Origin of the sequence: Bradyrhizobium sp. (genome assembly GCF_035273305.1) — a bacterium.
Taxonomy (GTDB): domain Bacteria; phylum Pseudomonadota; class Alphaproteobacteria; order Rhizobiales; family Xanthobacteraceae; genus Bradyrhizobium.
Genome location: NZ_DATEPI010000116.1, coordinates 1 through 25,394, shown reverse-complemented (window position 1 = coordinate 25,394; position 25,394 = coordinate 1). Strand labels below are relative to the sequence as shown.

25 protein-coding genes are annotated in these 25,394 nt (G+C 60.1%); 17 read left to right on the top strand and 8 right to left on the bottom strand.

Annotated elements, in window-relative coordinates; all coding sequences use genetic code 11:
• Positions 1-11 precede the first annotated feature (11 nt).
• Together VJV58_RS07910 and VJV58_RS07905 are read left to right on the top strand one after the other, a co-directional pair.
• Entirely contained in the window at positions 12-446 is a 435-nt protein-coding gene (locus VJV58_RS07910; protein ID WP_324136782.1) for an acyl-CoA thioesterase, read from the top strand.
• Between the two features lie 233 nt (positions 447-679).
• On the top strand, positions 680-1,864 hold the full coding sequence (locus VJV58_RS07905) for an OpgC domain-containing protein (RefSeq protein ID WP_324136781.1): 1,185 nt from the start codon (positions 680-682) through the stop codon (positions 1,862-1,864).
• A 28-nt stretch (positions 1,865-1,892) separates the two neighbouring features.
• Here the strand turns inward: VJV58_RS07905 and VJV58_RS07900 are convergent, their stop codons facing one another.
• Positions 1,893-2,381 carry a DUF2059 domain-containing protein gene (locus VJV58_RS07900; protein ID WP_324136780.1) on the bottom strand — a complete coding sequence of 163 codons (489 nt, stop codon included), beginning with the start codon at positions 2,379-2,381 and terminating at the stop codon, positions 1,893-1,895.
• A 219-nt stretch (positions 2,382-2,600) separates the two neighbouring features.
• On the opposite strand from VJV58_RS07900, the gene VJV58_RS07895 reads away from it, so the two are divergent.
• On the top strand, positions 2,601-2,792 hold the full coding sequence (locus tag VJV58_RS07895; protein ID WP_324136799.1) for a hypothetical protein: 192 nt from the start codon (positions 2,601-2,603) through the stop codon (positions 2,790-2,792).
• 38 nt (positions 2,793-2,830) lie between these two features.
• Here the strand turns inward: VJV58_RS07895 and VJV58_RS07890 are convergent, their stop codons facing one another.
• Complete coding sequence (locus VJV58_RS07890) at positions 2,831-3,421, bottom strand: hypothetical protein (RefSeq protein WP_324136798.1); 591 nt, start codon at positions 3,419-3,421, stop codon at positions 2,831-2,833.
• A gap of 219 nt (positions 3,422-3,640) precedes the next feature.
• On the opposite strand from VJV58_RS07890, the gene VJV58_RS07885 reads away from it, so the two are divergent.
• From VJV58_RS07885 to VJV58_RS07850, 8 genes are all read left to right on the top strand, one after another.
• The gene (locus tag VJV58_RS07885; protein ID WP_324136779.1) at positions 3,641-4,474 is read left to right on the top strand and encodes a DeoR/GlpR family DNA-binding transcription regulator; all 834 of its coding nucleotides are present in this window, start codon (positions 3,641-3,643) and stop codon (positions 4,472-4,474) included.
• Between the two features lie 148 nt (positions 4,475-4,622).
• The gene (gene glpD / locus VJV58_RS07880) at positions 4,623-6,164 is read left to right on the top strand and encodes a glycerol-3-phosphate dehydrogenase (RefSeq protein ID WP_414641445.1); all 1,542 of its coding nucleotides are present in this window, start codon (positions 4,623-4,625) and stop codon (positions 6,162-6,164) included.
• A complete protein-coding gene (locus VJV58_RS07875; RefSeq protein ID WP_324136777.1) occupies positions 6,161-7,240 on the top strand; it encodes an ABC transporter ATP-binding protein in 1,080 nt (359 codons plus the stop codon). Before glpD ends, VJV58_RS07875 begins: the two co-directional genes overlap by 4 nt.
• Before the next feature lie 10 nt (positions 7,241-7,250).
• Positions 7,251-8,336 carry an ABC transporter ATP-binding protein gene (locus VJV58_RS07870; protein WP_324136776.1) on the top strand — a complete coding sequence of 362 codons (1,086 nt, stop codon included), beginning with the start codon at positions 7,251-7,253 and terminating at the stop codon, positions 8,334-8,336.
• The gene (locus VJV58_RS07865) at positions 8,336-9,238 is read left to right on the top strand and encodes a sugar ABC transporter permease (protein ID WP_324136775.1); all 903 of its coding nucleotides are present in this window, start codon (positions 8,336-8,338) and stop codon (positions 9,236-9,238) included. Before VJV58_RS07870 ends, VJV58_RS07865 begins: the two co-directional genes overlap by 1 nt.
• Positions 9,238-10,044 carry a carbohydrate ABC transporter permease gene (locus VJV58_RS07860; protein WP_324136774.1) on the top strand — a complete coding sequence of 269 codons (807 nt, stop codon included), beginning with the start codon at positions 9,238-9,240 and terminating at the stop codon, positions 10,042-10,044. The genes VJV58_RS07865 and VJV58_RS07860 overlap by 1 nt, the downstream gene beginning before the upstream one ends.
• A gap of 11 nt (positions 10,045-10,055) precedes the next feature.
• Positions 10,056-10,385: a DUF2160 domain-containing protein gene (locus VJV58_RS07855; protein WP_324136773.1), complete on the top strand. Its 330-nt coding sequence runs from the start codon at positions 10,056-10,058 to the stop codon at positions 10,383-10,385.
• A gap of 126 nt (positions 10,386-10,511) precedes the next feature.
• The gene (locus tag VJV58_RS07850) at positions 10,512-12,251 is read left to right on the top strand and encodes an ABC transporter substrate-binding protein (RefSeq protein WP_324136797.1); all 1,740 of its coding nucleotides are present in this window, start codon (positions 10,512-10,514) and stop codon (positions 12,249-12,251) included.
• 113 nt (positions 12,252-12,364) lie between these two features.
• Here VJV58_RS07850 and VJV58_RS07845 read toward each other — a convergent pair whose 3' ends face one another.
• The 4 genes from VJV58_RS07845 to VJV58_RS07830 form a co-directional block, all read right to left on the bottom strand.
• Positions 12,365-13,465, bottom strand: coding sequence for an alkene reductase (locus tag VJV58_RS07845; RefSeq protein ID WP_324136772.1), 1,101 nt, complete (start codon positions 13,463-13,465; stop codon positions 12,365-12,367).
• A gap of 180 nt (positions 13,466-13,645) precedes the next feature.
• Positions 13,646-14,149 (bottom strand): DUF1993 domain-containing protein, encoded by a 504-nt coding sequence (locus tag VJV58_RS07840; RefSeq protein ID WP_324136771.1) that lies wholly within the window; start codon positions 14,147-14,149, stop codon positions 13,646-13,648.
• 152 nt (positions 14,150-14,301) lie between these two features.
• A complete protein-coding gene (locus tag VJV58_RS07835; RefSeq protein WP_324136770.1) occupies positions 14,302-15,600 on the bottom strand; it encodes a lytic murein transglycosylase in 1,299 nt (432 codons plus the stop codon).
• A gap of 427 nt (positions 15,601-16,027) precedes the next feature.
• Positions 16,028-17,473: a helix-turn-helix domain-containing protein gene (locus VJV58_RS07830; protein WP_324136769.1), complete on the bottom strand. Its 1,446-nt coding sequence runs from the start codon at positions 17,471-17,473 to the stop codon at positions 16,028-16,030.
• Positions 17,474-17,641: 168 nt separating this feature from the next.
• Here VJV58_RS07830 and aceA point away from each other — a divergent pair, with 168 nt between their 5' ends.
• The 3 genes from aceA (at position 17,642) to VJV58_RS07815 (ending at position 19,910) form a co-directional block, all read left to right on the top strand.
• Positions 17,642-18,949: an isocitrate lyase gene (gene aceA / locus VJV58_RS07825; RefSeq protein WP_324136768.1), complete on the top strand. Its 1,308-nt coding sequence runs from the start codon at positions 17,642-17,644 to the stop codon at positions 18,947-18,949.
• Positions 18,950-18,961: 12 nt separating this feature from the next.
• Positions 18,962-19,171, top strand: coding sequence for a DUF4170 domain-containing protein (locus VJV58_RS07820; protein WP_324136767.1), 210 nt, complete (start codon positions 18,962-18,964; stop codon positions 19,169-19,171).
• A gap of 184 nt (positions 19,172-19,355) precedes the next feature.
• A complete protein-coding gene (locus tag VJV58_RS07815; RefSeq protein WP_324136766.1) occupies positions 19,356-19,910 on the top strand; it encodes a hypothetical protein in 555 nt (184 codons plus the stop codon).
• Between the two features lie 49 nt (positions 19,911-19,959).
• On the opposite strand, the gene VJV58_RS07810 is transcribed toward VJV58_RS07815, so the two are convergent.
• On the bottom strand, positions 19,960-20,850 hold the full coding sequence (locus VJV58_RS07810; protein ID WP_324136765.1) for a metallophosphoesterase: 891 nt from the start codon (positions 20,848-20,850) through the stop codon (positions 19,960-19,962).
• Positions 20,851-20,990: 140 nt separating this feature from the next.
• Here VJV58_RS07810 and VJV58_RS07805 point away from each other — a divergent pair, with 140 nt between their 5' ends.
• The 3 genes from VJV58_RS07805 to VJV58_RS07795 all read left to right on the top strand — a co-directional run bounded on the left by VJV58_RS07805 (position 20,991) and on the right by VJV58_RS07795 (position 23,114).
• Positions 20,991-21,476, top strand: coding sequence for an NUDIX domain-containing protein (locus VJV58_RS07805; RefSeq protein WP_324136764.1), 486 nt, complete (start codon positions 20,991-20,993; stop codon positions 21,474-21,476).
• A 131-nt stretch (positions 21,477-21,607) separates the two neighbouring features.
• A complete protein-coding gene (locus VJV58_RS07800) occupies positions 21,608-22,540 on the top strand; it encodes a glycosyltransferase family 2 protein (RefSeq protein ID WP_324136763.1) in 933 nt (310 codons plus the stop codon).
• Between the two features lie 61 nt (positions 22,541-22,601).
• Positions 22,602-23,114, top strand: a complete 513-nt coding sequence (locus tag VJV58_RS07795) for an N-acetyltransferase (RefSeq protein ID WP_324136762.1) — start codon at positions 22,602-22,604, stop codon at positions 23,112-23,114.
• Positions 23,115-23,127: 13 nt separating this feature from the next.
• On the opposite strand, the gene VJV58_RS07790 is transcribed toward VJV58_RS07795, so the two are convergent.
• Positions 23,128-25,383, bottom strand: coding sequence for a TonB-dependent receptor (locus VJV58_RS07790; protein ID WP_414641446.1), 2,256 nt, complete (start codon positions 25,381-25,383; stop codon positions 23,128-23,130).
• Positions 25,384-25,394 lie beyond the last annotated feature (11 nt).

Sequence of the window (25,394 nt, the reverse complement as noted above, 5' to 3'; positions counted from 1 at the left end):
GGACAACTGAGATGGATGAAACGCAAGCCATCCATGCCCCTCCGAATTACGAGATCGAGCCGTGCGGTGATCTTTCGATCCGCACGCTGGCTATGCCTGCCGATACCAACCAGAATGGCGACATCTTCGGCGGGTGGCTGCTCAGCCAGATGGACATCGGGGGCCGAATCTTCGCATCCAAAGTCGCAAAATCCCGCACCGTGACTGTCGCGATCGAGGCGATGAACTTTCGCAAGCCGGTATTTGTCGGTGACGTCGTCTCTGTCCATGTCAATCTGGTCCGCATCGGCAAAACCTCCGTCACCGTCCGCGTGGAAGCCTGGGTGATGCGCCGCAAGGAGATGCATTCGATCCTGGTGACGGATGGCAACTTTACGTATGTGTCGATTGACGACAACGGACGGCCGCAGGCGATCGAGCCGGGGGAACCTCCGATCTCCACTTAATGGACCGAAGGATTTGCGGCCCGGGAAAATGATAACTTTGCACCGTGGCGGACATTGACGGGGGAATTTTGACAGGTCTCAATAAACCCAGGTGAATCGAGCGCACGCCGGCTTATCGGCAAGTCGCCGATCGCAGCTCTCAGCCTGCGCGATCGTCAGGCGATAAGCTGCCCAGTATGTTTCGAAATCGCTTCCGCAGGTTCGGCGTACAAAAAATCAAAGTGATGGGCGTCATGGGTAACAATGATCCGCGAGACCTTTTGCAAACCGTGGAACGAGACCTCCGGCTCGATCTGTTCCGTGGCATCGGATTGTGGATGATCTTCCTCGATCACATTCCGCACGATGTTGTCGCCTGGCTGACCCTGCGCAATTACGGCTTCAGCGACGCCGCCGAATTCTTCGTATTCATCTCAGGTTATCTCGCCGGGTTCATCTACGGGCCGATTGTGCGCGGGGGCAGTTTCCTCGCAGCTACCAAGCGGCTGTTGAAGCGCGCGGCGGAAATGTACGTCGCCCACATCATGCTGTTTCTGCTTTTCACGGCACAGATCGCGCGCACCGCCAGAAAATTCGACAACCCGATGTATGAAAATGAGTTCAATGTCTACAATTTCCTCCAACACCCGGACGTGCTGATCGGGCAGGCGCTTACGCTGCGCTACAAGCCGGTCAACCTCGATGTGCTGCCCCTCTATATAACGTTGATAGCCGCTTCGCCGCTGATCCTATGGTGTCTGGTGCGGCGCCCCAACTGGACCTTGCTTGCCTCGGCCATCCTTTACGTTGCGGCGCGGTGGTTCGACTGGAATCTCGCGTCGTACCCGCCGGGGACGACCTGGTACTTCAATCCCTTTGCCTGGCAATTGTTGTTCGTGTTCGCGGCCTGGTGTGGTGTTGGAGGCGCCGCCAAGCTCGAATTCCTGATCAGGTCTCGCGTTGCGCTGGTGGTTTCGATTGCGTGGATTCTGTTTGCCCTGCTGATCGTGATGACGTGGCACATCGCATTCCTCGAAGCCTTGGTGCCAAAATGGATGATCAAGGCGATCTACCCGATCGATAAAACCGATCTGGATATGCTGCGGCTGACGCATTTCTTCGCCCTCGCCATCCTGGTCACACGGTATTTCCCCCGCGAGTGGAGCGGCCTCACGTCCAAATGGTTGCGCCCGCTGATTTTGTGCGGACAGCACTCGCTTCCGATTTTCTGCTTGAGCGTATTCTTGTCATTTGGAGCGCACTGGATACTGATGCAGTACACCAGAGGTGTCTGGGAGCAACTCGTTGTCAGCGCCGGAGGCATCCTGATCATGGTAGCGGCCGCGTGGCTTCTCGATCGGGCTGCCAAGGTGCCCAACCTGTTCGTGGATGCGGCCGAATTCAAAACGGTCAAAGCCATCGAGTCCGGCAAGGGTTGATCTTGTTCTTTGAAATCCAACCCCTCTGCTAAGGCTTATGGCCTTTCTGGCGCAGCGCTTCGGTGAGACGTCCCTTTAGATCCTCTGCCGCTTTACGGCCGACTTCCTGGCCAATCTGGATGCTTTGCTGCGCGACCACTGAAGACTTTTCCAGGAGCTTTTGGCCAGCCGGCTGGCGATAGAAGGCTTCTATTTCGCGCAGCTCACCGGCCGTGAAGTTATTGGCATAGACCGCGACGATGTCATCGACCATGGCCGAATAATAGGGAGCAAACGCATCGGCCAGCATTGGCATCATTGCGTCATAGTCGCGCTCGATCTCCGGCCTGTCCTGCACCACGGCCGGCCTTAGGCCCAGCAGGATCGCCGGCAAGAGCGCCTTGTACTGCTCGGACAATTTCATCGTGGTCACGAGTGCCCGCGCCGCTGTCATCGTGTCCGGGGAGGGGGTTTGCGCTTGCGAAGCGCCGATCGAAAACAAAAGAGTGCTGGCGATGATCGACAGGCGTCTGGGCATGGTGATCCTCCGATGGCGGCCAGCGCGATGATATCTGAAAATCCGGTCGTCGGCCCGGCCCTTGCTGCCCCACGCATCATGCAGTGGCTGACGCGGCACACGCGTCGTTCGCCGCCTTTAGCTCTGGTGAATCAAAGGCTTTCGCGTAGTTTTGCAACCGGAACCTTTTGCCCTCTTCTTTGTTGTAGGGGCCGCTGAGGAATGAAGGGCTCTGAGGAAATGTCGGACCGTTACATCATTGAAGTCCGCTCGCAGGCGGCGGGCATCGTGGTGCGGACTCCGCATGGGTATCGCTTCTTCGCAGCCGACCCGCGCTTCAATCGGCTGGAAGGCCGGCTGTTTCGCAACGCCCGGGAGGCCGAACGCGCGGCGATGCGTCTGGCCGACAGTTCACTGAAAGAGGCAGCGTAGCGCGTTCCTGCGCCCGCGTTCCAGACGGAACGCGCGCACTATTTGAACGGGTGCTGCAGAATCGTCGGCATCGAAGGCCGGACTCGCCGGACTGTGATCGGCAGTCCGTCGGACTGGAATTGCAGTTGGTACCTCCTGCCGCTTTTATCCATTGCCATGCAGGAAATGCTGGAAATCTGGCGCACCGCCAGATTTCCAACTTGTTTGCAGGTTCCGGCGGAGAATTCCACGCTCGGCACGGGCAGCCCGTCGACCTTGGGCCTGTGTTTGGAGTTGAGCAGCATTCGGTCGATTGGCAATTCGTACAGATCGCCTTGTCCTTTGCGGCCATTTTCGCCCGAGAAGGATATGACGTGACTTTCGTCCGAAGGGTCGTCGAGCACAATCGTGAAGTTGGCGCGCCCTTGTTTGCTGTGGAAGTATGCGACGGACCTGCATGCGAAGTAGCGCCCCGCGATTTCGACGGTGCTGCAGGTTCCTGACATCAGTGCGAACATATCAATGTCCGGCTCCGGTCCCTTGGAGTCGTTTGCCACCGGGACCGGCCGAGGGATGTCGCCACCGTGCGCCAGGACGGGAAAGAAGATGATAGCAACGGCGAGAAACTGCCGGCACAGGCGCATGGTCATGCTCAATTGATTGATCCCCGATCGACAGGTTAGCTGAAACGTTCTGCGCCTTGCTAGGCTTACGGGGAGCTTTTAAACCGATAAACATGCTTGGCAGCACGATTTCGTCGAGCAAGGAGGTACTTTGCGTGCCGCAGGCCGCCTTCAGGCCGGTCTGCCACGTTGACCGCGCGCCGGAACCGCCGCACCATCCATCCCGGGATCGCCGGAGGTGCCGCCGTGGCTGGACTAACCAACCGCCAAAATGAAATCCTGAACATCGCCCGCACTTTTGGGCGCGTGACGGTGGAGGATCTCGCAAAGCGTTTCGAAGTCTCGGCCCAGACCATTCGCAAGGATCTCAACGATCTCTGCGACCATCGGTCACTGACCCGGATCCATGGCGGCGCGATTATCGCCTCCGGGGTCGAGAACCTGGCCTACGAAGCGCGCCGCTTCGTCGCCGCCGAGGAGAAGAAAGCGATCGGCGCGGCCGCCGCGGAGCTCATTCCAAACGGCTGCTCGCTTTTTATCAACATTGGCACGACGACGGAAGAAGTAGCCAGCGCGCTGAGGTCGCACGAGGACTTGCTCGTCATCACCAACAACCTCAATGTGGCGATGGTGCTCTATCGACATCCGCGCATTGAAGTGATTGTTGCCGGCGGTGCCGTTCGCCGCGCCGACGGTGCGGTGATCGGCTCGACCGCCATTAGCCTGATAGGTCAGTTCAAGGTCGATTACGCGATCATCGGGGCTTCCGCCATCGACGAGGAGGGAGCGCTACTGGATTTCGATTATCGCGAGGTGCAGGCCGCGCAGGCCATTATTGCGAATGCGCGAAGCGTCATGCTGGTGGCAGACAGCACGAAACTCCGGCGGAGCGCACCGGTGCGCATCGCCCATCTCAGCCAGATCCAGACCTTTGTCACCGACACCGCCCTGCCGGCGGGACTTGCGAACATTTGTCATAGCCGCGGCATTGAGGTGATCGAGGCGATGCCGAGATCCGCATCCGATCTCGATGAGCCCGGTGCCGAAGCTCCATCGCCGAGCGTGGTTCGGCGCGCCTGACCCGATCCAGCAAAAATCAATGACGCGCGCGCCCCTCGCGGCGGATGCCGTTCGTGCATTTTCGATTGCTTTCGGAATTGGTTGTGTTTTACTCCAAACCGAAAGCTAAATCTCCAAAATGAACGGTGCGAACGCCGGGGGCGCGTCTTTGGACCGAATTTTTGACCTCGCGATCATCGGTGGCGGCGTCAACGGGTGCGGCATCGCCCGCGATGCCGCCGGCCGGGGCAATTCGGTTTTCCTTTGCGAAATGAACGACCTGGCGAGCGGGACGTCATCTTGGTCGACCAAGCTGGTGCACGGCGGCCTGCGGTACCTGGAGTATTATGAGTTTCGTCTGGTCCGCGAGGCCCTGATCGAGCGCGAGATTCTATGGCAGATCGCGCCTCACATCATTCGCCCGCTCCGCTTTGTGTTGCCCCACCACGATGGGTTGCGCCCGGCGTGGCTGCTGCGGCTCGGTCTGTTCCTCTATGATCACATCGGCGGCCGCAATCTGCTGCCTCCGACGCGCACTGTCGACCTGACCCGGGACGAAGTTGGGCAGCCGCTCGCTCCAAACCGCTTCGTCAAAGGCTTTGAATATTCCGACTGTTTTGTCGACGACGCCCGCCTTGTGATCCTGACCGCGCGTGATGCGGCCGATCGTGGCGCCGAAATTCGCACCCGTTCGCGCGCGGTCGAGATCAAGCAGGCTGACGGAATCTGGCACGTTACGACTGAAAACAGCGTCTCCGGCGAGCGCTCGAGCATCAGCGCCCGGGTGCTTGTCAATGCCGGCGGTCCATGGGTGGAGCAGGTGCTGGCATCAGGGGCAGGCGTCAATGCCAGAGCCAAGGTGCGACTGGTGCAGGGCTCGCACATCGTGGTGCCGAAACTCTATTCCCACGACCGCGCCTACATGTTCCAGAACAGTGACGGACGGATCGTATTCGCGATTCCCTATCAGGACGATTTCACGCTGATTGGCACCACCGATCGCGACTTCGTCGGCGACCCGTCAAAGGTGACGGCGTCGAGCGAAGAGATAAAATACCTCTGCAATTCCGTCAGCGAATATCTAGCCAAACCAGTCAGGCCGGAAGACGTGGTCTGGACTTATGCGGGTGTTCGCCCGCTGTATGACGACGGCGCCAGTGAAGCCAAGGCGGCCACCCGTGATTACGTCTTCGAACTCGACACACCCGGCGGTGCGCCGCTGCTCTCGATTTACGGCGGCAAGATCACCACTTATCGCCGCCTGGCGGAGGAGGCGCTGGAGCGACTGTCGCCATATCTGCACAGCGCCAAGGCGCGCGAGGGCTGGACCGGCAAATCACCATTGCCCGGGGGCGATCTCGACGTCTCGGCGGTCGCGGCGATGGCTGCGGAGTTGCAGCGCAATTATTCGTTTCTTACGCCGCTACATGCCAATCGTCTGGTGCACGCCTACGGCACCCGCGCCGTCAAATTGCTTGGCACGGCGAAATCGATGGCTGACCTCGGCCAATCGTTCGGCGCCACCCTGACGGAAAAAGAGATCAAGTACCTGATGTCGCAGGAATGGGCCCTGACAGCCGAGGATATCGTGTGGCGGCGATCGAAGCTTGGACTGCGGCTGAGCGCCGATCAGATCGCCGCCATCGACGCCTGGATCGCCGCCAACACTGGTTCGGTGCAAGGATTACGTGAAGCAAGAGGGCGGTCATGACCGTCACGCTCGAGCGAGTCACGCGATCGATCGATGGCCTACCGGCTATCCGAAATGTCAGCCTGACGCTTGAGCGCGGTACCCTGAGCGTGCTGCTGGGACCGACTCTATCGGGCAAGACATCGATCATGCGGCTGCTCGCTGGTCTCGACAAGCCGACGACCGGCCGCGTGCTCGTCGATGGCAAGGACGTTACCAGCCTCGACGTGCGGCAGCGCTCGGTGGCGATGGTCTATCAGCAGTTCATCAATTACCCGTCGCTCACCGTCTATGAGAACATCGCTTCACCACTGCGGGTGCAGCGCAAGCCGCGCGCTGAAATTGAAAGGCGCGTTCAGGAAGCAGCGAAGCTCCTGAAACTCGAGCCTTATCTGCACCGCACGCCGTTGCAATTGTCCGGTGGCCAGCAGCAGCGTACCGCGATCGCCCGCGCGCTTGTGAAGGGAGCCGATCTGGTATTGCTTGACGAGCCTCTCGCCAATCTCGACTACAAGCTGCGCGAGGAACTGCGCACCGAATTGCCGCGCATCTTTGAAGCCTCGGGCGCGATCTTCGTGTACGCCACCACCGAACCCACAGAAGCCTTATTGCTGGGCGGCCGCACCATCTGCATGTGGGAAGGCGAAGTGTTGCAGGCCGGGGAGACGCCAAACGTCTATCGCCATCCCGACAGCTTGCGCGTGGCCCAGGTCTTTTCCGACCCGCCCCTCAATGTCGTTGGAATCGAAAAGAGCAAGGGCTCGGTTAAGTACGTCGGCGGTGTCGAAGCTCCGGCAACTGGACTTTATGCCGGAATCGGCGACGGCGCCTATCGGGTCGGCTTTCGCGCTCACCAGCTCGAACTCGCCAGCGGAATTGCCGGCCGCCACGCGTTTCATGCCACCGTGACAGTGACCGAAATCACCGGCTCGGAAAGCTTCGTCCATCTCAGCCGCGACGCTTCCAGTTGGGTCGCGGTGCTGCACGGTGTGCACGAATTTCCGCCGGGCCACATGCTCGATGCCGTGCTCGATCCGAACAATGTTTTTGTCTTTGACGGGGCGGGCCGCCTGGTCGCCTCGCCGGGCGGGATGTGAGGAATGCAGCATGGCCCGCATTGACCTCGTCGATCTTGCTCACTCCTACGGCGGTGACAACGCGCCGGTGGAATCGTTTGCGCTAAAGCCGATCTCGATGACGTGGCGCCAGGGCGGCGCGTATGCGCTGCTCGGCCCATCGGGCTGCGGCAAGACCACGCTGCTGAATTTAATTTCCGGCATTGTTACGCCGTCGCGGGGCAAGATCCTGTTTGACGGCGTCGATATCACGCCGCTGTCGACCCAGAGGCGCAACATCGCGCAGGTATTCCAGTTTCCGGTGATCTACGACACCATGACGGTGCAAGAGAACCTGGCATTCCCGCTGAAAAACCGCGGCCTGCCCAAGGGCGAGATCGGTGCGCGCGTCACTGAGATCGCCGACCTGCTCGACTTGACACCGTATCTTTTGCGCAAGGCGACGCGGCTCACGGCCGATGCCAAGCAAAAAATCTCGCTCGGCCGCGGACTGGTGCGATCCGACGTCGCCGCCGTTTTGTTCGACGAGCCGCTCACGGTGATCGATCCCGAATTGAAATGGCAATTGAGGTCGAAGCTCAAGGCGCTGCATCGCACGCTCGACCTGACCATGATCTATGTCACCCACGACCAGACCGAGGCTCTAACCTTCGCGGACACTGTCGTGGTGATGCATGATGGGCGCGTCGTGCAGAGCGGGACTCCGGCGGAACTGTTCGACAAGCCCGCGCACACGTTCGTTGGGTATTTTATCGGCTCGCCCGGAATGAACATCGTGCCCGCCGAGGTGAGCGGACGCAACGCACGCATCGACGGTCATACTATCGCGTTGAAGCGCAGCTACGATCGGCTTTCGTCGACTGCCAAAATCGAGATCGGCGTCCGTCCCGAATTCGTCGATATCGCGCCGCCCGCGCCAGGATTGCTGTCGGCCAACATTGAACGCGTCGATGACCTCGGCCGGATCCGCTTCGCGCGCGTGCGCGTCGGCGATGCGAAGTTCGCAGCCAGAGTGCCGCCGGGATTTACCGTCCCGGACAATGCCGCCGGACTGGTGTTCGACCCAGCGCACGTTCACGTCTACGCCGACAGCCTTCTGGTGGAGGGATCGACCTGATGGACAAGACCATCAATCAGAAGGCCTGGTTCCTGGTGCTGCCGGTGTTTCTGGTGGTGGCATTTTCGGCCGTGCTGCCGCTGATGACGGTCGTGAACTATTCGATGCAGGATACGTTCGGCAACAATCAGTTTTTCTGGAATGGGGTCGGCTGGTTCAAGGAATTGCTCGATCCGTCCACCGATCTGGGCGGGCGCTTCCTGGCATCGTTGTGGCGCAACCTGTTCTTTTCCGCCATGATCCTGGCGATCGAAGTCCCGCTCGGGATCGTGGTCGCGCTCTCGATGCCGCGACAGGGCTGGAGCGTCGCAGCGTGCCTTGTGATCATGGCATTACCGCTGCTCATTCCATGGAACGTGGTCGGCACCATCTGGCAGATTTTCGGCCGGCCTGACATTGGACTGCTGGGCTATGTGCTGAACAATATCGGCATCGACTACAACTATGTTTCCAATGATTTCGACGCCTGGGCCACCGTCATCGTGATGGATGTCTGGCACTGGACCAGCCTGGTCGCGCTGTTGTGCTATGCCGGGCTGAAATCGATCCCGGATGCGTACTATCAGGCGGCGCAGATTGACGGCGCCTCCCGCTGGGCGGTGTTCACCGCGATCCAGCTGCCCAAAATGAATCGCGTCCTGCTGATCGCGGTGCTGCTGCGGTTCATGGACAGCTTCATGATCTATACCGAGCCGTTCGTTGTGACCGGCGGCGGACCCGGCAACTCGACGACCTTCGTTTCCATTGAACTGGTCAAGATCGCGCTCGGCCAATTCGACCTCGGCAAGGCGGCGGCGCTGTCGCTGGTTTACAACCTCATCATCATCATCGTGTGCTGGGTTTTCTATACCGTCATGACCAATGCGGGCGCCGATCGCCCCATCAGCAAGGGAGTCGCATGATGCATTCGATTCCCGGCCGTCGGCTCATCCTCTCGCTGTTCCTGGTGTTCCTGCTGCTGCCGATCTATTGGCTGGTCAATATGAGCTTCAAGACCAACCACGAGATCGTCTCGACCATGACGCTGTGGCCGCATCAGCCGACCATCGCCAACTACATGCGGATATTCACCGACGAGAGTTGGTATTCCGGTTACATCAACTCGCTGAAATATGTCGTCATCAACACCGTGATCTCGATTTCGGTGGCGTTGCCGGCCGCCTACGCCTTTTCACGCTATCGCTTCCTCGGCGACAAGCACCTGTTCTTCTGGCTGTTGTCGAACCGGATGGCGCCGGCGGCAGTCTATGCGTTGCCGTTCTTCAATCTCTACTCGGCCATCAGCCTGTTCGACACGCCGTGGGCAGTCGCGCTGGCGCATTGCATCTTCAATGTGCCATTGGCCGTGTGGATACTGGAGGGTTTCGTCTCCGGGGTGCCGCGCGAGATCGACGAGACGGCCTTCCTGGACGGCTATTCCTTCCCGCGTTTCTTCCTGAAGATACTGGTGCCGCTGATCGCCAGCGGCATCGGGGTCGCGGCGTTCTTCTGCTTCATGTTTTCGTGGGTCGAATTGCTGCTGGCGCGGACTTTGACGTCGGTGGACGCCAAGCCGATTTCCGCCGTCATGACCCGCACCGTCTCCGCCGCCGGCATGGATTGGGGATTGCTGGCGGCCGCCGGTGTCCTGACCATCATCCCGGGCGCGCTGGTGATCTGGTTTGTCCGCAATTACATCGCGCGCGGCTTCGCGCTGGGCAGGGTGTGAGGGCGGCGGGCATGGAAAACATCGCATGGATGGCCTGGACCCTGCCCACCGCGATCTTTTTCGCGCTGCTTGCCCTGACGCTTGCCTTGATGACCTGGCTTGCGATTGCCCGACCCGAGGCGGAACGCGTCGGCGTGCTGCGAATTCCGACGACGCGCGGCGATCGCCTTTTCATTTCACTGATTACAGCCGCAGTGATTCATCTGCTGTGGATTGGATTTATCGGCACCGATACGATTGCGACCCTTCCAATCGGAGAAGAGGGAATTGAATTGTCGAGCCTGTGGCTCGCCACCGTGATTTCGCTTGTTGCGGCCGTTGCGATTTTCCGCACCGTCTGAAGCAGCGAAAAGTCAGCAGATCCGGGGGCAACCCGGGCCTGGGTAGTTTGTGTCTGCAACGGAGGAACCAATATGCGATATTGTAGGAGCAAGACGGGTTATGCGACCAACGCTCGCCTTCTAACCATGAGCAGCGCCGCGGCGTTGATCGCGGCCAGCGTGACAATCGCATCGCCGGCACGTGCCGACGACGCGGTGATACAGCGATGGATAGACACCGAGTTCCAGCCATCGACCTTATCCAAGGCAGACCAATTGAAGGAGCTGCAGTGGTTCGAAAAGGCAGCTCAGCCGTTCAAGGGGATGGAGATCAACGTCGTCTCGGAAACGATCACGACGCACGAGTACGAAGCCAAGACCCTGGCGAAAGCCTTTACCGAAATCACCGGTATCAAGATCAGGCACGACACCATCCAGGAAGGTGATGTGGTCGAAAAGCTTCAGACGCAGATGCAATCCGGCAAAAACGTGTACGACGGCTGGATCAACGACTCGGATCTGATCGGTACCCACTTCCGCTACGGTCAGACCGTTGTGCTATCGGATTACATGAAAGGTGAGGGCAAGGACGTCACCGACCCGATGCTTGACGTCAACGACTTCATCGGCAAGTCCTTCACCACCGCGCCTGACGGGAAGCTCTATCAACTTCCCGACCAGCAGTTCGCGAACCTTTACTGGTTCCGCTATGACTGGTTCACCAATCCCGAATACAAAGCGAAGTTCAAGGCCAAGTACGGCTACGAACTCGGCGTTCCCGTGAACTGGTCAGCCTATGAAGATATCGCCGAATTCTTCACCAACGACATCAAGGAGATCAACGGCGTCAAGGTCTATGGTCACATGGACTATGGCAAGAAGGATCCCTCGCTGGGATGGCGGTTCACCGACGCGTGGTTGTCGATGGCCGGCAACGGCGACAAGGGCATTCCGAATGGCCTTCCCGTCGATGAGTGGGGCATTCGCATGGAGGGCTGTCGCCCGGTCGGCTCTTCAATCGAACGTGGCGGAGATACCAACGGTCCAGCGGCGGTCTATTCGATCGTCAAATACCTTGACTGGCTGAAGAAGTATGCTCCCCCGCAAGCGCAAGGCATGACCTTCTCCGAGGCAGGGCCGGTGCCTGCGCAGGGCAACATTGCGCAGCAGATATTCTGGTACACGGCCTTCACCGCCGACATGGTGAAGCCGGGACCGGTCGTAAATGCCGATGGCACGCCGAAATGGCGAATGGCGCCGTCGCCGCATGGCGCCTACTGGAAAGACGGGATGAAACTCGGCTACCAGGACGCCGGCTCCGCAACCTTGCTGAAATCCACGCCGCCCGATCGACGCAAGGCGGCCTGGCTCTATCTGCAGTTCATCATATCAAAATCTGTGAGCCTGAAGAAAAGCCACGTCGGTCTCACCTTCATTCGTGAGTCCGATATCTGGGACAAGTCGTTCACCGAGCGCGCACCGAAGCTCGGCGGGCTGATCGAGTTCTATCGCTCGCCGGCGCGCGTGCAGTGGACGCCGACCGGAAATAATGTGCCTGATTATCCGAAGCTGGCACAATTGTGGTGGCAGAACATCGGCGATGCGTCGTCAGGTTCCAAAACGCCGCAAGCTGCGATGGATGCTCTGGCGGCAGCTCAGGACTCGGTGATGGAGCGCATCGAGAAGTCAGGCGTGCAAGGCGCTTGCGGACCGAAGCTGAACAAAAAGGAGAAGGCCGAATACTGGTTCGCCAAGGCCGAAAAGGACAAGACCATCGCGCCCCAGCGCAAGCTGGCGAATGAAAAGCCAAAGGGAGAAACCATCGACTACGACGCGCTGATCAAGTCGTGGCCGGCCACGCCTCCGAAGCGGGCCTCCTTGAATTGAGACTTGCCATCTAAAGGCGGCACTAAAGAGGAAGGCCGGGAGCGATCCCGGCCTTTTTCTCAAATGTGAATTACGAGCCTCAGGCGAGCTATTCGAAAGCCGCTGCTCGCGGACTATTGGGCCGCCAGCGCCTCGCTCAGTGTCGGATAATCCGTGTAGCCTTTGGCGTCCCCGCCGTAGAAGGTCGCTTTGTCCGGCGCATTGAGCGGCGCGCCACGCCTGAGGCGCTCGACCAGATCCGGGTTGGCAATGAACAGCTTGCCGAACGCGATCAGGTCGGCCTCATTGGCCGTGAGCACCTTATTGGCGAGCGCGAAATCATAGCCGTTATTGGCGATGTAGGCGCCGTTGAAGAGCTTGCGCAACGAGCCATAGTCGAAAGGTGCAACGTCGCGCGGACCGCCGGTCGCGCCTTCGATAACATGGATGTAGACCAGCTTCAGCGCGTTGAGATGATCGACGATATGCTCGAACAGCGGCTGCGGATTGCTGTCGGAGATGTCATTGGACGGCGTCACCGGCGAAATGCGAATGCCGGTCCGCTCGGGTCCGGCCTCCGAAGCGACGGCCTTCGTCACTTCCAGCATTAGCCTGGCGCGATTCTCGATTGATCCGCCATAGGCGTCGGTGCGCTTGTTGGCGCCGTCCTTGGCGAACTGGTCCAGCAGATAGCCGTTGGCGCCGTGGATTTCGACGCCGTCGAAGCCGGCCTCGATCGCGTTCACGGTAGCGCGCCGGAAGTCATCGACGATCCCCGGTATTTCCTCCAATGCGAGCGCTCGCGGTTCGCTGATATCGGTAAAGGTGCCGCCAACGAAAGTCTTGCCCTTGGCACGGATTGCCGAGGGCGCGACAGGCGCGCCGCCGTTCGGCTGCAGTGTCGTGTGCGAAATGCGGCCGACATGCCAGATCTGAATGAAGATGCGCCCGCCGCGTCCGTGCACGCGTTCGGTCACCTTGCGCCACCCGGCGACCTGTTCTTTCGAATAGATGCCGGGCGTATCCTGATAACCTTGACCCTGCTGCGAGATCTGACTGGCCTCGGTAATCAACAGGCCGGCGGAGGCGCGCTGCCCGTAATACTCAACCGCCAGAGGGCTCGGCACCATGCCGGCGACCGCCCGGTTGCGCGTCAGAGGTGCCATCACCAGCCGGTTTGGCAGCGTAATGGGCCCAAGCTTGTAAGGCTCGAGAAGTTTGGACGAGGTGCTCATTCTTATTGCTTTCGGATTTATTTGTGACGGGCAGGGGCGGGCGAGGCAAGTCTGGGTGAAGTGTGCACTGCAATCGGCCGCAGCAAGCTGCGAGCTATTCGGATATTGCAGATTAGCCCCGCACGACGCCTGTCCCATCACGAAACGGCGCATGGGCCTTTTAATTCATTGCCGCCTGCCTCAGTTCACACCCAGAAAATCGCGCTTGCCGATTTCGACGCCGTTGTGGCGCAGGATACCGTGCGCGATCGCGGCGTGAAAATAAAAATTCGGCAGCGCAAAGTTGCTCAAGAACTGCTGCCCCTTCAGCGTCATCATGTTATTGGGGCCGGCGGGAAAGCTGACGTCCCGGCTCTCGGCGCCCTCGAACTGCACCGGCTTGAAGCTCTTGACGTAATCGAGCGTTTTCGCGAGCCGCTGCTTCAACGCGTCGAAACTGGTTTCGGTATCTGGCGTGGTCGGCACCTCGCTTTGTGTCAAGCGGGCGCAGCTCTTCGCGGCGAAATCGCAAACCAACTGAATTTGACGTGTGAACGGCAGCATGTCCGGATACAGGCGTGCGCCGAGTAGCACCTCCGGCTGAATGTTCTTTGCCTTGCAGTGGGCCTCAGCCTTGGTGAGAATTCCATTGAGGCTGCCGAGAATTTGGAGGAACGCCGGCACGGTCGTGTCATGGAAAGACATATAAATCTCTTTTCGTTGCTAAGATGATTGCGAGCCCACCCTGGTCGCGCGCAAGCGGTCCTATGACAGACTCAGCGAAAGCGGTCCAGCCACACTCTCCAGGCAAAAACAATGGATTGCGTCGCTTGCGCCGTAGGGCGGGGCAATCGGCTCTATTGCGCTGTGGCCGCGTGTGGAAGCGGCTGTGCACGGGATCCGCGCAGCCGCGCCAACAATTCGGCCGTGGGCCATGAGTCGGCAGGCAGGCCATATTTGATCTGCATCGCCTTTACTGCGCTGCGGCTCTGCTGGCCCATCACGCCGTCGATCTTGCCGACATCGAAACCTGCGCGCACCAGCAACTGCTGCAGCTCGCGCAGCTCATGAAAGGGCAGTTGCGCGACCCGCGACGAGGGCCGCTGCATCGGCGGCGCGCCCGCGATGCGAGTAGCCAGATAGCCGGCGGTGGTGGAATAGATCAGGGAATTATTCCATTCCGTGTAAACGCCGAAATTGGCGTAGGCCAGGAATGCCGGGCCCATCCGGCCCATCGGTAGCAGCAGCGACGACGGCATGTTGTCACTTGGCAACGCCCTGCCATCCGGGTAGCTCACGCCCAACTGCGACCATTTGGAGCGCGGCAACTGAATGGTGAGATCGGCCTGGTCCCAAGGAAAACTGGAGTCGGCGGGCAAGCGCACTTCCTGCAACCAAGGCTCGCCACGTCGCCATTTCAGGCCGCTCGCGATGTAGTTCGCCGTCGAGCCGATCACATCCGCCGGGCTGCGCAGCAGATCTCGATGGCCGTCGTTATCGTAATCGACGGCGTAGTTGAAATAGTGCGTCGGCAGAAATTGCGTTTGTCCCAGTTCGCCGGCCCAGGAGCCGACCATCTCCGCAGCAGTGAGGTCGCCACGATCAATGATCTTCAGCGCGGCAATCGTTTCACCCGTAAACATCTGAGAGCGGCGGCAATCGTATGCCAGCGATACCAGCGAGCGCAAAGTCGGTAGATTGCCCATGTTGGCGCCGAAATCGCTTTCCAGCCCCCAGAACGCGGCGATCACCGCCGGCGGAACGCCATACTCCTTCTCGGCCCGGGCGAACGCCGCTGCGTGGGTCCTAATTCGGGCTTGCCCCTGCTGCATTCGGTAGCTCGCCGCCATGCGGCCGGCAAACTCCGTGAACACCTGACCGAACACCCGCTGGCCGCGATCCCGATTGACGATGCTTTGATCGTACACAAGGTAGGGCGAGGCTTCGCTGATCGCGCGCGCCGAGACCCCGGCCTTGGCCGCCTGCGCTTTCAGATCGGCGAGAAAGCGGTCGAAGCTCATGCCGCCGTGGCAAGTGGCGCCGCGTGGCGCGGGCGCAACGATTGGTCTGGCTGGAGTGACGATTGGTTGAGCCAGTGCCAGCAGCGGCGCGGATATTAGAACCAACAGGGTAGCGCCCGCAGAAATTCGTGGCATCGAACCGCTTCGCATCTGGTTACCGATCATGGAGTGAATTCAGCATTTGTGTAGCGAAGTTTGGCGTGAGCGTCATTGCTCATTGCGGAGAAGACGGAAATTGTGTGGGGGAAATTTCGGCCGCCATCATTGCGACAGTGCAACCACGTCGCCGGTCTTCATCCCTCCTCCGATCTTCGTCCGGAGGGTGACGCGAAGCGTCGGGTGGGGTAGGTCGCGCGCGAACGAAACAGCCCTCACCCGTCACATCGTTCGCGCCGCTCAAAGTAGGAGGGATAAGAAAGAGCGGGCGTCATTTGGGAGGAGCGAGCGCGACGAAGCAGTCCATTCTTCCTGTTGCTCCGTGGATTTCTTCGCTGACGCTCGCAATTGAGTTGCAAGATGTCCGCGCGGTTTGAAATTGAACCAAATGCATCATCCCGCAAGTTCACAACTCTCTTGCATTGCTGAATGCAAACGAAGAAACGCGGCGGGTGTTTTCGTCCAGGATCAGGCTGCGGGTGATCGGCGGCTCGGCGCGCTGGCTGCAGTTCTCGCGTTCGCACAGCCGGCAGTTGACGCCGATCGGCGTGCCCTCCGTCTTCTCGAGATCGATTCCGGCGGCGTAAATGAGCCGAGACGCATGACGGATTTCGCAACCGAGCCCTATTGCAAAGCGCGGCTGCGGCTGCGGGTGCGGCGCAATCGGCCGGCGCACCATCTGTGCGATCGAAAAATATCGGGTGCCGTCAGGCAATTCAATCACCTGCTTGAGCAGGCGGTCCGGCGTGTCGAACGTCGAATGCACATTCCAGAGCGGGCAGGTGCCGCCGAATTTCGAGAACGGGAACGTGCCGGAGGAAAATCGCTTCGAGACGTTGCCGGCATTGTCGACGCGCAACATGAAAAACGGCACGCCGCGCGCGTTAGGCCGCTGCAGCGTGGTCAGGCGGTGACAGACCTGCTCGAATCCCGCGTTGAAGCGTTGGCCGAGCACATGGACATCGTAGCCGAGGGCTTCGGCAGCCGCATGAAAAGCCTGATACGGCATCATCACTGCGGCAGCGAAGTAATTCGCGAGCGTTATGCGATAAAGCCGGCGCGGGGTGTCATCGAGCGGACCGGCGCGATTGATGATTGTCTCGAAGGTCCCGGAGCACTCGGCAAGCCCGATCTGGAAAGCGAGCTGGAAGGCGCGGCCGGGGCCGTCCACCAGCTCCGAGATCAGCACTTGACGGCGATGGCGATCGAACCGCCGCAACGTCTCGCGCATGACATCGAGCGGCATGATGCGGGTCACAATGGAATGCTTCTCGCGCAAGCGCGTCGCGAGCGCCGCAAACAGCTGTTCGGAAGGCACGTTCAATTCGTCGCGCAGATTTTCAGCAGCCTGTTCGAGTTCGGGGAAATAGTTGCGATTGGCTTCGATCAACTCGCGGACGCGCTCGATCGGATTGGCTTCGAATCTGCTGGCTTGGTCGCGATCGGCCATTTGGGCGGCGACCAGGGTTTCACCGCGGCGTGCTTCGGTGTAGGCCGCGTATAGCCGCTGCAGCGAGTGCGTGACGCCAGGGCACAATTCCGCGAGATCGCGCAGCTCCTGTTTCGGAAGCTCGATCTGGCGAAACAGCGGATCGGAAAAAATCTCGTTCAATTCGGCGAAGAAGCGATCCTCATCGGCGGTGGCAAGGTCGCGCAAATCGAGGTCATAGGTCTCGGCCAGGCGCAGCAGGATCTGCGCGGTGACGGGACGTTGGTTGCGCTCGATCAGGTTGATATAGCTCGGCGAGATCCCGAGCCCCTCAGCAATCTGGGTCTGCGACAGACCGAGTTGCTGGCGGATGCGTCGAAAGCGCGGTCCGACGAACAGTTTTTTGCCGGCGTCCGTTGCCATCACAGCCTCGCTTGTGACAAAAAATTACAAAATGACAGTTACTACAATAGAAGATGTTACAAGACATCATCATTAGATTGCAAGATCTATATACGAATTAACGCAATTCGCGTTTAGCTCCAGCCACGTTTCGCAACGCACTGTCACGAATGTCGATTGGAGATCACGATGGCAAAGAGCTTTGAGCAGCTAGTCCCCGCGCCCGCCGGGCGTTTCGATGGCATCAGCCGTCCCTACACCCCGGCCGAAGTTGAGCGGCTGCGTGGCTCCGTGCCGATCGCCTATACGCTGGCCGAAAAAGGCGCCAATCGGCTCTGGGAGTCCCTGAAAAAGGAGCCCTACGTCAATTCGCTCGGCGCGGTAACCGGTAACCAGGCCATGCAGCAGGCGCGTGCCGGACTGCCTGCGATCTATCTGTCGGGCTGGCAAGTCGCCGCCGACGCCAATACGGCGGGCGCGATGTACCCCGACCAGAGCCTCTATCCCGCCAACGCCGGGCCGGAGCTGTGTCGTCGCATCAACCGCACCTTCCAGCGCGCCGACCAGATCGAGCACTCCGAGGGCGGCGCCAAGATCGACTGGTTCGTTCCGATTGTCGCCGACGCCGAGGCAGGCTTCGGCGGTCCCTTGAACTCGTTCGAAATCATGAAAGCCTATATCGAGGCGGGCGCGGCCGGCGTCCACTTCGAGGACCAGCTTGCCTCGGAAAAGAAGTGCGGCCACATGGGTGGCAAGGTGCTGATCCCGACCGCGGCGCATGAGCGCAACCTGATTGCCGCGCGTCTGGCTGCCGACGTTTGCGGCACGCCCACCTTCGTGCTCGCACGCACCGACGCAGAGAGCGCCAAGCTGATCACCGCCGATGTCGACGAGCGCGATCGCGAGTTCATCACCGGCGAGCGCACTCCCGAAGGCTTCTTTCGCCTCAAGCCCGGTACCGGTCTCGCCCATTGCATCAAGCGCGGCATCGCGTTCGCGAAATACGCGGATTTGCTGTGGTGGGAAACGTCGACGCCGAACCTGAAGGAAGCAAAGGAATTCGCCGAGGCCGTGCACAAGGTCTATCCCGGCAAGATGCTGGCCTATAACTGCTCACCGTCGTTCAACTGGGAAGCCAACATCGACAAAGCCACCATCGCAAAGTTCCAGCGCGAAATCGGCGCGATGGGGTACAAATTCCAGTTCGTGACCTTGGCGGGTTTCCATTCCCTCAACCACGGCATGTTCGAACTGGCGCGCGGCTACAAGGCCGAAGGCATGGCAGCTTACTCTCGCCTGCAGCAGGCCGAGTTCGCATCGGAGAAGCACGGCTATTCGGCGACCCGTCATCAGCGCGAGGTCGGCACCGGCTACTTCGATCTGGTGTCGACCACGATCACTGCCGGCACCTCGTCGACCACGGCGCTTCACGACTCCACCGAAGCCGCACAGTTCAAGGCTCACGGTTCTGAGATCCAGATTCAGGCAGCTGAATAACAGGAGGCAATGATGACCAAAGGCAGCAATTTCTGGGTGATTGGGGGCGAGTTCGGTTCGATGAACTTCCACAAGCTCGTGGAAGGCTCCGCCCAGGTCAAAGGCCCGTTCAAGACCCGCAAGGAAGCCGAGGAGTGCTGGCGCGAGGTATCGGAAGAGAACCGGCACAAAGCCGGTGTTCGCTTCTCGATTGTCGAAGAGCCCTCTCGCGTCCCGGCCTGATATCGGCCGGTCCACGGCCGAAAGCAAAGCTGCGCAGCGGCCCCGTCCGGCTCCTCCAGGCAGGCCCGCAGTCGTTTCGCCGCATCAACCTCTAAGTATTTGGCAGCAAAGAACGTTTGCGGAATTCGGGGTTGCTGATACGCTAAGTCCCGTGGGGACCATCGGGACAGGGGCGATCAACCGGATGTCAGAGGCGTCAAATACCGCAACTCAGGCCGTGAGCGATCGGCATCCGATTCGGCTGCGCGATGCCTTACGGCAGGCTCGGATCGAGGCGGCCGATCGCACCGGAGTTGTTGTCGACCTGCGCGATGCCGAGGTGGCGCGATTGGAAATTCTGAACGACGCGCTGGAGCCATTGTTCGCGCAAATTCCGGATCGTGTCGATCTGTTCGATCGCGGCATCAGCCAGGGCGAGACGCCGCGGCTGTGGATCGACGTGGTCGCTCATGTCGTGATGGGACGCGACAAGCGGATCTACCGGTTCGTGCAGGACACCCGCTTCGGCCGCATCGTCATTGCTGAATCGCATGACGTGACCGATATCGTCGACGCGGTCACCGACTACGTCGCGCGGCGCATGGTCGAGCGCGAGCATGCGCTCGTCGCCACCCCGGAGCCGCAAGCGACGGTGAGCGAGAAGCCGCGCCCCAGCAGGTTCTGGACATTCGCGCTGGGCTTCATTGCCGGCGCGCTCGCCCTGTTCGCGCTGGCGCTGTACGCGAGTTTGCAGAGCTAGAGCGTTTTCCAGGAAGGGGATGCCGGTGAGGAAAGCGCGTGAGAATAAGCTAGATCAATCGCACCCGCCGTAACTCCCGAACGCGCAGCCCCTCGTCGATCCCGCGGACGATCTGTTCTACCTGCCAGACGGCGCCGTCGCGTTGGATGGAAAACAGATTGTAGGCGGCGGCGGGATGCTGCCGATGCGCGATCGCCGATGCCGAAGGCACGCCAAGGGCGGGTATCGAGCCGTGGGGTCCCTCGATCCAAATCGTTGAATGCACGTGATCGTGCCCATGCAGGATCAACTCGACGCCATGCTGCTTCAAAAGCGCGAGGAGGAGATGAGAATCGGTAAGCCGCTTGGTATAGGCATTCGAGCGCAGCGGGTGATGGATTAGCAGCACCCGAAAAGCCTGCTCGGTGGATAATCCGGCGAGCAAGCGAGCAAGCGCGTCAATCTGGGTATGGCCGAGCTGCCCCGTCGCCATTAATGGCGCCGTCGGGACCGCCGATGACAGGCTGATCAGCGCCAGCGGACCGCGGCGGCGGAGGGAGGGGAAGGAGCTCGCGCCATCGCGACCCTGGTCATCACCGAGATAACCTGCCCAGGCTTGCGCAAACCGATTGCTGGTGGCGCGAACATAAGCATCGTGGTTGCCGGGAACGACGCTGACGCGACCCGGCGGCCCGATGCTCTCGAGCCACGTGCGCGACGGTTCAAACTCCGCCTCCAGGGCGATGTTGACGAGGTCGCCGGTGACCGCGATGTGATCCGGCGCTTGCGCCTGCATGTCCGATACAATTGCGTCGAGCACATCCCGGCGATGATACTTGTGGCGGTTGCGAATCCAATTGAGATAACCGAGCGCACGTTTGCCCGCGAGATCGCGAAGCCGCGCGGCGGGCATCGGCGGAAGATGAGGATCCGACAAATGCGCCAGCGTGAACGACGACATTACATCCATCCGAGCGGGCGGGCTGAGCCAGTGAGCCACGGCATGTCATGATATCCTGTATCCGGAAAAGGTAATGGCAAGCGGGCCTGCGCGATGCAAGGATCAATCACAATCTGCGGAAATACTGGAATTAGACCGCGATGAAACTTGAGGCTTTGCGAAAGCGGTTCGAGCCGCTGCTGCGGCGCGGTTTCCATCTGTATTGGCGCTTGTCCCGGGGTATGACGCTAGGAGTCCGCGGCATCGTCGTTGACGGCGATGATCGCGTCTTTCTCGTCAAGCACAGTTATGTCGCCGGTTGGCATTTGCCCGGCGGCGGTGTCGAACCGGGTGAGAGCTTCCTCGACGCGCTGCGGCGCGAGTTGGCCGAGGAGGGGTGTATCGAAGTAGTTGGTGAGCCGGTCCTGCTGGGGATGTTCTTCAACAGTCACGTGTCCAGCCGTGACCACGTTGCGGTCTACCTGGTCCGGAATTTTCGCCAAAATCAGTCACCCGAGCCGAATCGTGAGATCGTTGCCTGCGGCTTCTTCGAAGCCGGCGCGCTGCCCGAGGATACCACTACGGGTACCCGCCTGCGGATATCCGAGGCGCTTCAGGGCAAGAGCCAGATCGGGACCTGGCGCTAGCGATGGCGACTAGCAGCCGTATTGAAGGCGGTAACATGGTGGACGCTCGGCTTGTCGCCAGCCGGCGAGCGCTTGAGTGTGCTAAGGGAAGTTTCGAGTCGAGAGATCGGATGGAATCGGGTTTTTCAGAAATGACATCTTCGATGCGGATAGCGGTTCTGGTGCCGTGCTTCAACGAAGAGGCGGCGGTCGCCACCGTTGTCGCCGATTTTCGCAAAGCGCTGCCGAAAGCGGAGATATTCGTCTATGACAACAATTCATCCGATCGCACTGCCGTGGTGGCGCGGGAGGCCGGGGCCGAAGTGAGGAGCGAACGCCGCCAAGGCAAGGGCCATGTGGTCCGGCGCATGTTCGCCGACATTGATGCGGATATCTATGTCCTGGTCGATGGCGATGCGACCTATGACGCGGCCAGTGCTCCCCGGATGATCGAGGCGTTGATCTCGGATCACCTCGACATGGTCGTGGGCCTGCGAATAGACAAAGTCCAGGCTGCCTATCGAACCGGCCATCGCGCCGGCAACTGGATGCTGACCGGCTTTCTGTCGTCGGTCTTTGGCCAGGCCTTCACGGACATCCTGTCCGGCTATCGCGTATTCTCCCGCCGATTCGTCAAATCGTTTCCGGTGCTGTCGGATGGCTTCGAAATCGAAACCGAGTTGGCAGTGCATGCGCTGGAGCTGGCGCTGCCGGTCGCCGAGATCGAAACACCTTATTATGCCCGTCCCGAGGGATCATTCAGCAAGCTCAATACCTGGCGTGACGGCTTTCGAATTCTTGGCACGATTTTGAAACTTTACCGGTCGGAAAAGCCGCTGCGTTTTTTCGCGGTGATCGGCGTCTTCCTGACGTTGATTTCGATCGGTCTGGCAATCCCGATCATTATCACTTTCGTGGAGGAAGGCATTGTCCCGCGTCTGCCCACAGCAGTGCTGTCGATGGGACTGATGATCCTGGCAATGCTGTCGTTGTCTTCGGGAATGGTGCTTGACACCGTCACGCGCGGACGGCGCGAGATCAAGCTATTGGCCTATTTGTCGCAACCGCCGTTGAGCAAGAATTGACGGTGCGATCGCCGGCGCGGGGCAATGGACCGCGCGTTCGCCAGATGCTATCCCGCGCGTCATGAGCGATCTCGCTGTCACAATATTGGCCGAAACTGCCAACGACGCGCAGGCGATCGAACGCCTGCACGAGCGCACCTTCGGGCCCGGCCGTTTCGTGCTAAGCGCATACCGGATTCGGGAGCACGTCGATCATCTGCTCGAGCTGTCGTTTACCGCCAGGATCGGCACGCTGCTCGTCGGTTCGGTGCGGCAATTGCCGATTTGCATCGGCGACACAAAAGCGTTGCTGCTTGGGCCGCTCACCGTCGAGCCGCCATTTCGAAGCCGCGGGATCGGGCGAGCGCTGCTGGAGCGCGCACTCAGCGAGGCCAAGACCAAGGGACATCGGCTGGTGTTGCTGGTCGGCGACGAAAGCTACTACAGCTGTGTCGGCTTCAGGCGCGTGCCGAAGGGGCGGGCGAGCATGCCGGGACCAGTGGACTACGACCGCCTGTTGGTTGCGGAGCTCGCCGAGGGCGCATTCACCGATGTCTCCGGCGCCATTCGTCCTGACTGGAGCATGGCGCGATAGCTGTCCGCGCACATCACAGCTTCTGCGAGACACCGACGAAGAAGCCCCGCCTCGGCCCGAACTGCGGCGCGAAGACACCGATGCCCGAGCCATCCCTGATTTGATAGATCGAATCGAACAGGTTGACGACGTCGAAGCGGAGCGTGGTCGGCTTGGTCCATCCGGGGAAAAGATGTTCGTGCGAAATACCGAGGTTGACCTGAGTATATGACGGCAGATGATCCGTGTTGGCGAAGCCGGACCGAAGTCCGCTGCCATAGATCATGGACGCGCTGAAGCGCGTGCCGTTCCACAAATACGAGGCGCCCGCCGATGCGGTCAGGACCTGGGCGTGATCGGTGTAGATGTAGTGAGTGGCAATATAGTTTAGCTCGTCCTGACTGAACAGAAACTGGTTTGATACGATGTTGGTGGCAACCTGTTTTGCCCAGGCAATGTTTCCGTACGCGCGGAAGTTGCCGTTGGTGTAGGTCGATTTGACCTCCAGACCAATGTTCTCACCACGGTCATAGTTGAATCCGTTCAGCACATATGCGGCGCCGAACTGGCCGTCGTCGAGCAGGTCGCGGGCGATCTTGTAATAGCCGTCGACGCCCACCTCGAGGCCGGGCACGGGATATATCTTCTGGACGACGCCGACGTCGAACACGTGAGATCGCTCCGGCAGGACAGGACTGTTGAGCCCGATCTCGGGAGTTTGCGTGTTGGCGGGGACCGCAGGCGGCGTCACCAGCGCCAGATTGGTCGGGGCCGCGATGACCTGCTGCGGGGGCGTAAAGTTTCGCGCATAGCCCGCATGGAAGGTAGTGCCGTCATAGGGCTTCCAGGTCAGGCTGATGCGTGGACTGAGCTGGTTGGCATCGACGTACTGATACATCTGGTCGAACCGCAACCCGGCGTTCAGGGTCAGCTGGTTTGTGATCCTCCATTCATCCTGAATGTAGGTGCCGAGGAGCCAACCGGTCTTGCTGTTTGAATCAAAGATCGAAAATGGCGCATCGATCGTGCCTGCGGTCGGGTCGCTGGGATCGACCAGCGGCAGCACGGTCGAAGCATTATTGACCAAGCTTCGCTCAGCGCTGGCGGAAAATCCAAAGCGCAGCGTATGCGCATAGCCGACTCGCCACGCGGTATCTTCCTGGATCCCGTTGACGAAGCTCTGACGGTAAACGTCCGATGCCACTCCGTTGAACACGAGATCGCCGATCGGGTCCGGCATAAAGTGCAACTGGCTATAGCGGTTGAAATACGAGACCTGCAGATCGATGTCGTCGATCGACTTCTGGTAGGCAGCGACATTGAATTGGTTGAACTCATTCTGATGTTCGTTGAGGAAAGTTGAATTGAAATTGGAGACGCCAAAGGCCGTGAAATTCGGCGTCTGTCCGGGATTGTTCGGAATCTGAAACGTGGAATTCGATATGCCGCTCATGAAGGTGAGGCGACTGGTAGAATCGAGCACGGTCGATAAATAGAAAAATCCCTTTTCCTGTGACGTGCGGTCGTGAATGGCTTCCCTCGAGGAAGTCGGATTTTCTATTCCAAGGTTATTTTGAAGAAAGCGTCCGGAGGCGAAATACTGGGTTTGCCCGACGGTGCCGCCATATTCGAAGCTCGGCGTGATCGTGCCGTGGCTTCCGCCGTAGATACCAACGCTTCCGGAGTTGTTGAACGCGTCGGCCTTGGTCAGGATGTCCAGCACGCCTGCCGTGCGCAATCCATACTGTGCCGGCAACGCGCCGGTCAGCAGCGTAAGGCTGCCGACGATCCCGGTGTCGAGGATTTGGCCGAACGCGCCGACTCCGTCGGGCAGCATGATCCCGTTGATGCGATATTGGATATTGGCATGCTCGTTCCGCACATGCAGTTCTCCGCTCGCGGCAGAGTCCTGCGTCACTCCAGGAAACTGCAACAGCACTTTGTCGAGCGACGCATTGTTCCCCTGCGGCAGCGCTTCAATAGCCTGGTGGTTCATTTGATGCGCAGTGGCGCCGAGCGGTGCAATAATATTCTGGCGGGCCTCGTCGAATTTTTCATTCTTGCCAGCCACGATTTGCGTTTCCGTTGGCGGCGGTGGGGGCGCCCGCGGAATCTCGCGACGCTTACCCGTGACCACCCGGACTCTCGCGCGGCGTGGCGGCTCCACGCGACGGGGCGCTACGACGGTGATGCCGGGCAGAGTGGTCGCTGCACCGGCTGCGGGCGGTGCAGTCTGCGAGCTTGCGTTGCCGGCCAAGCCGAGCAGCAGTGACGCCGAGCCCCCGAGCAGGAGTGTGCTTC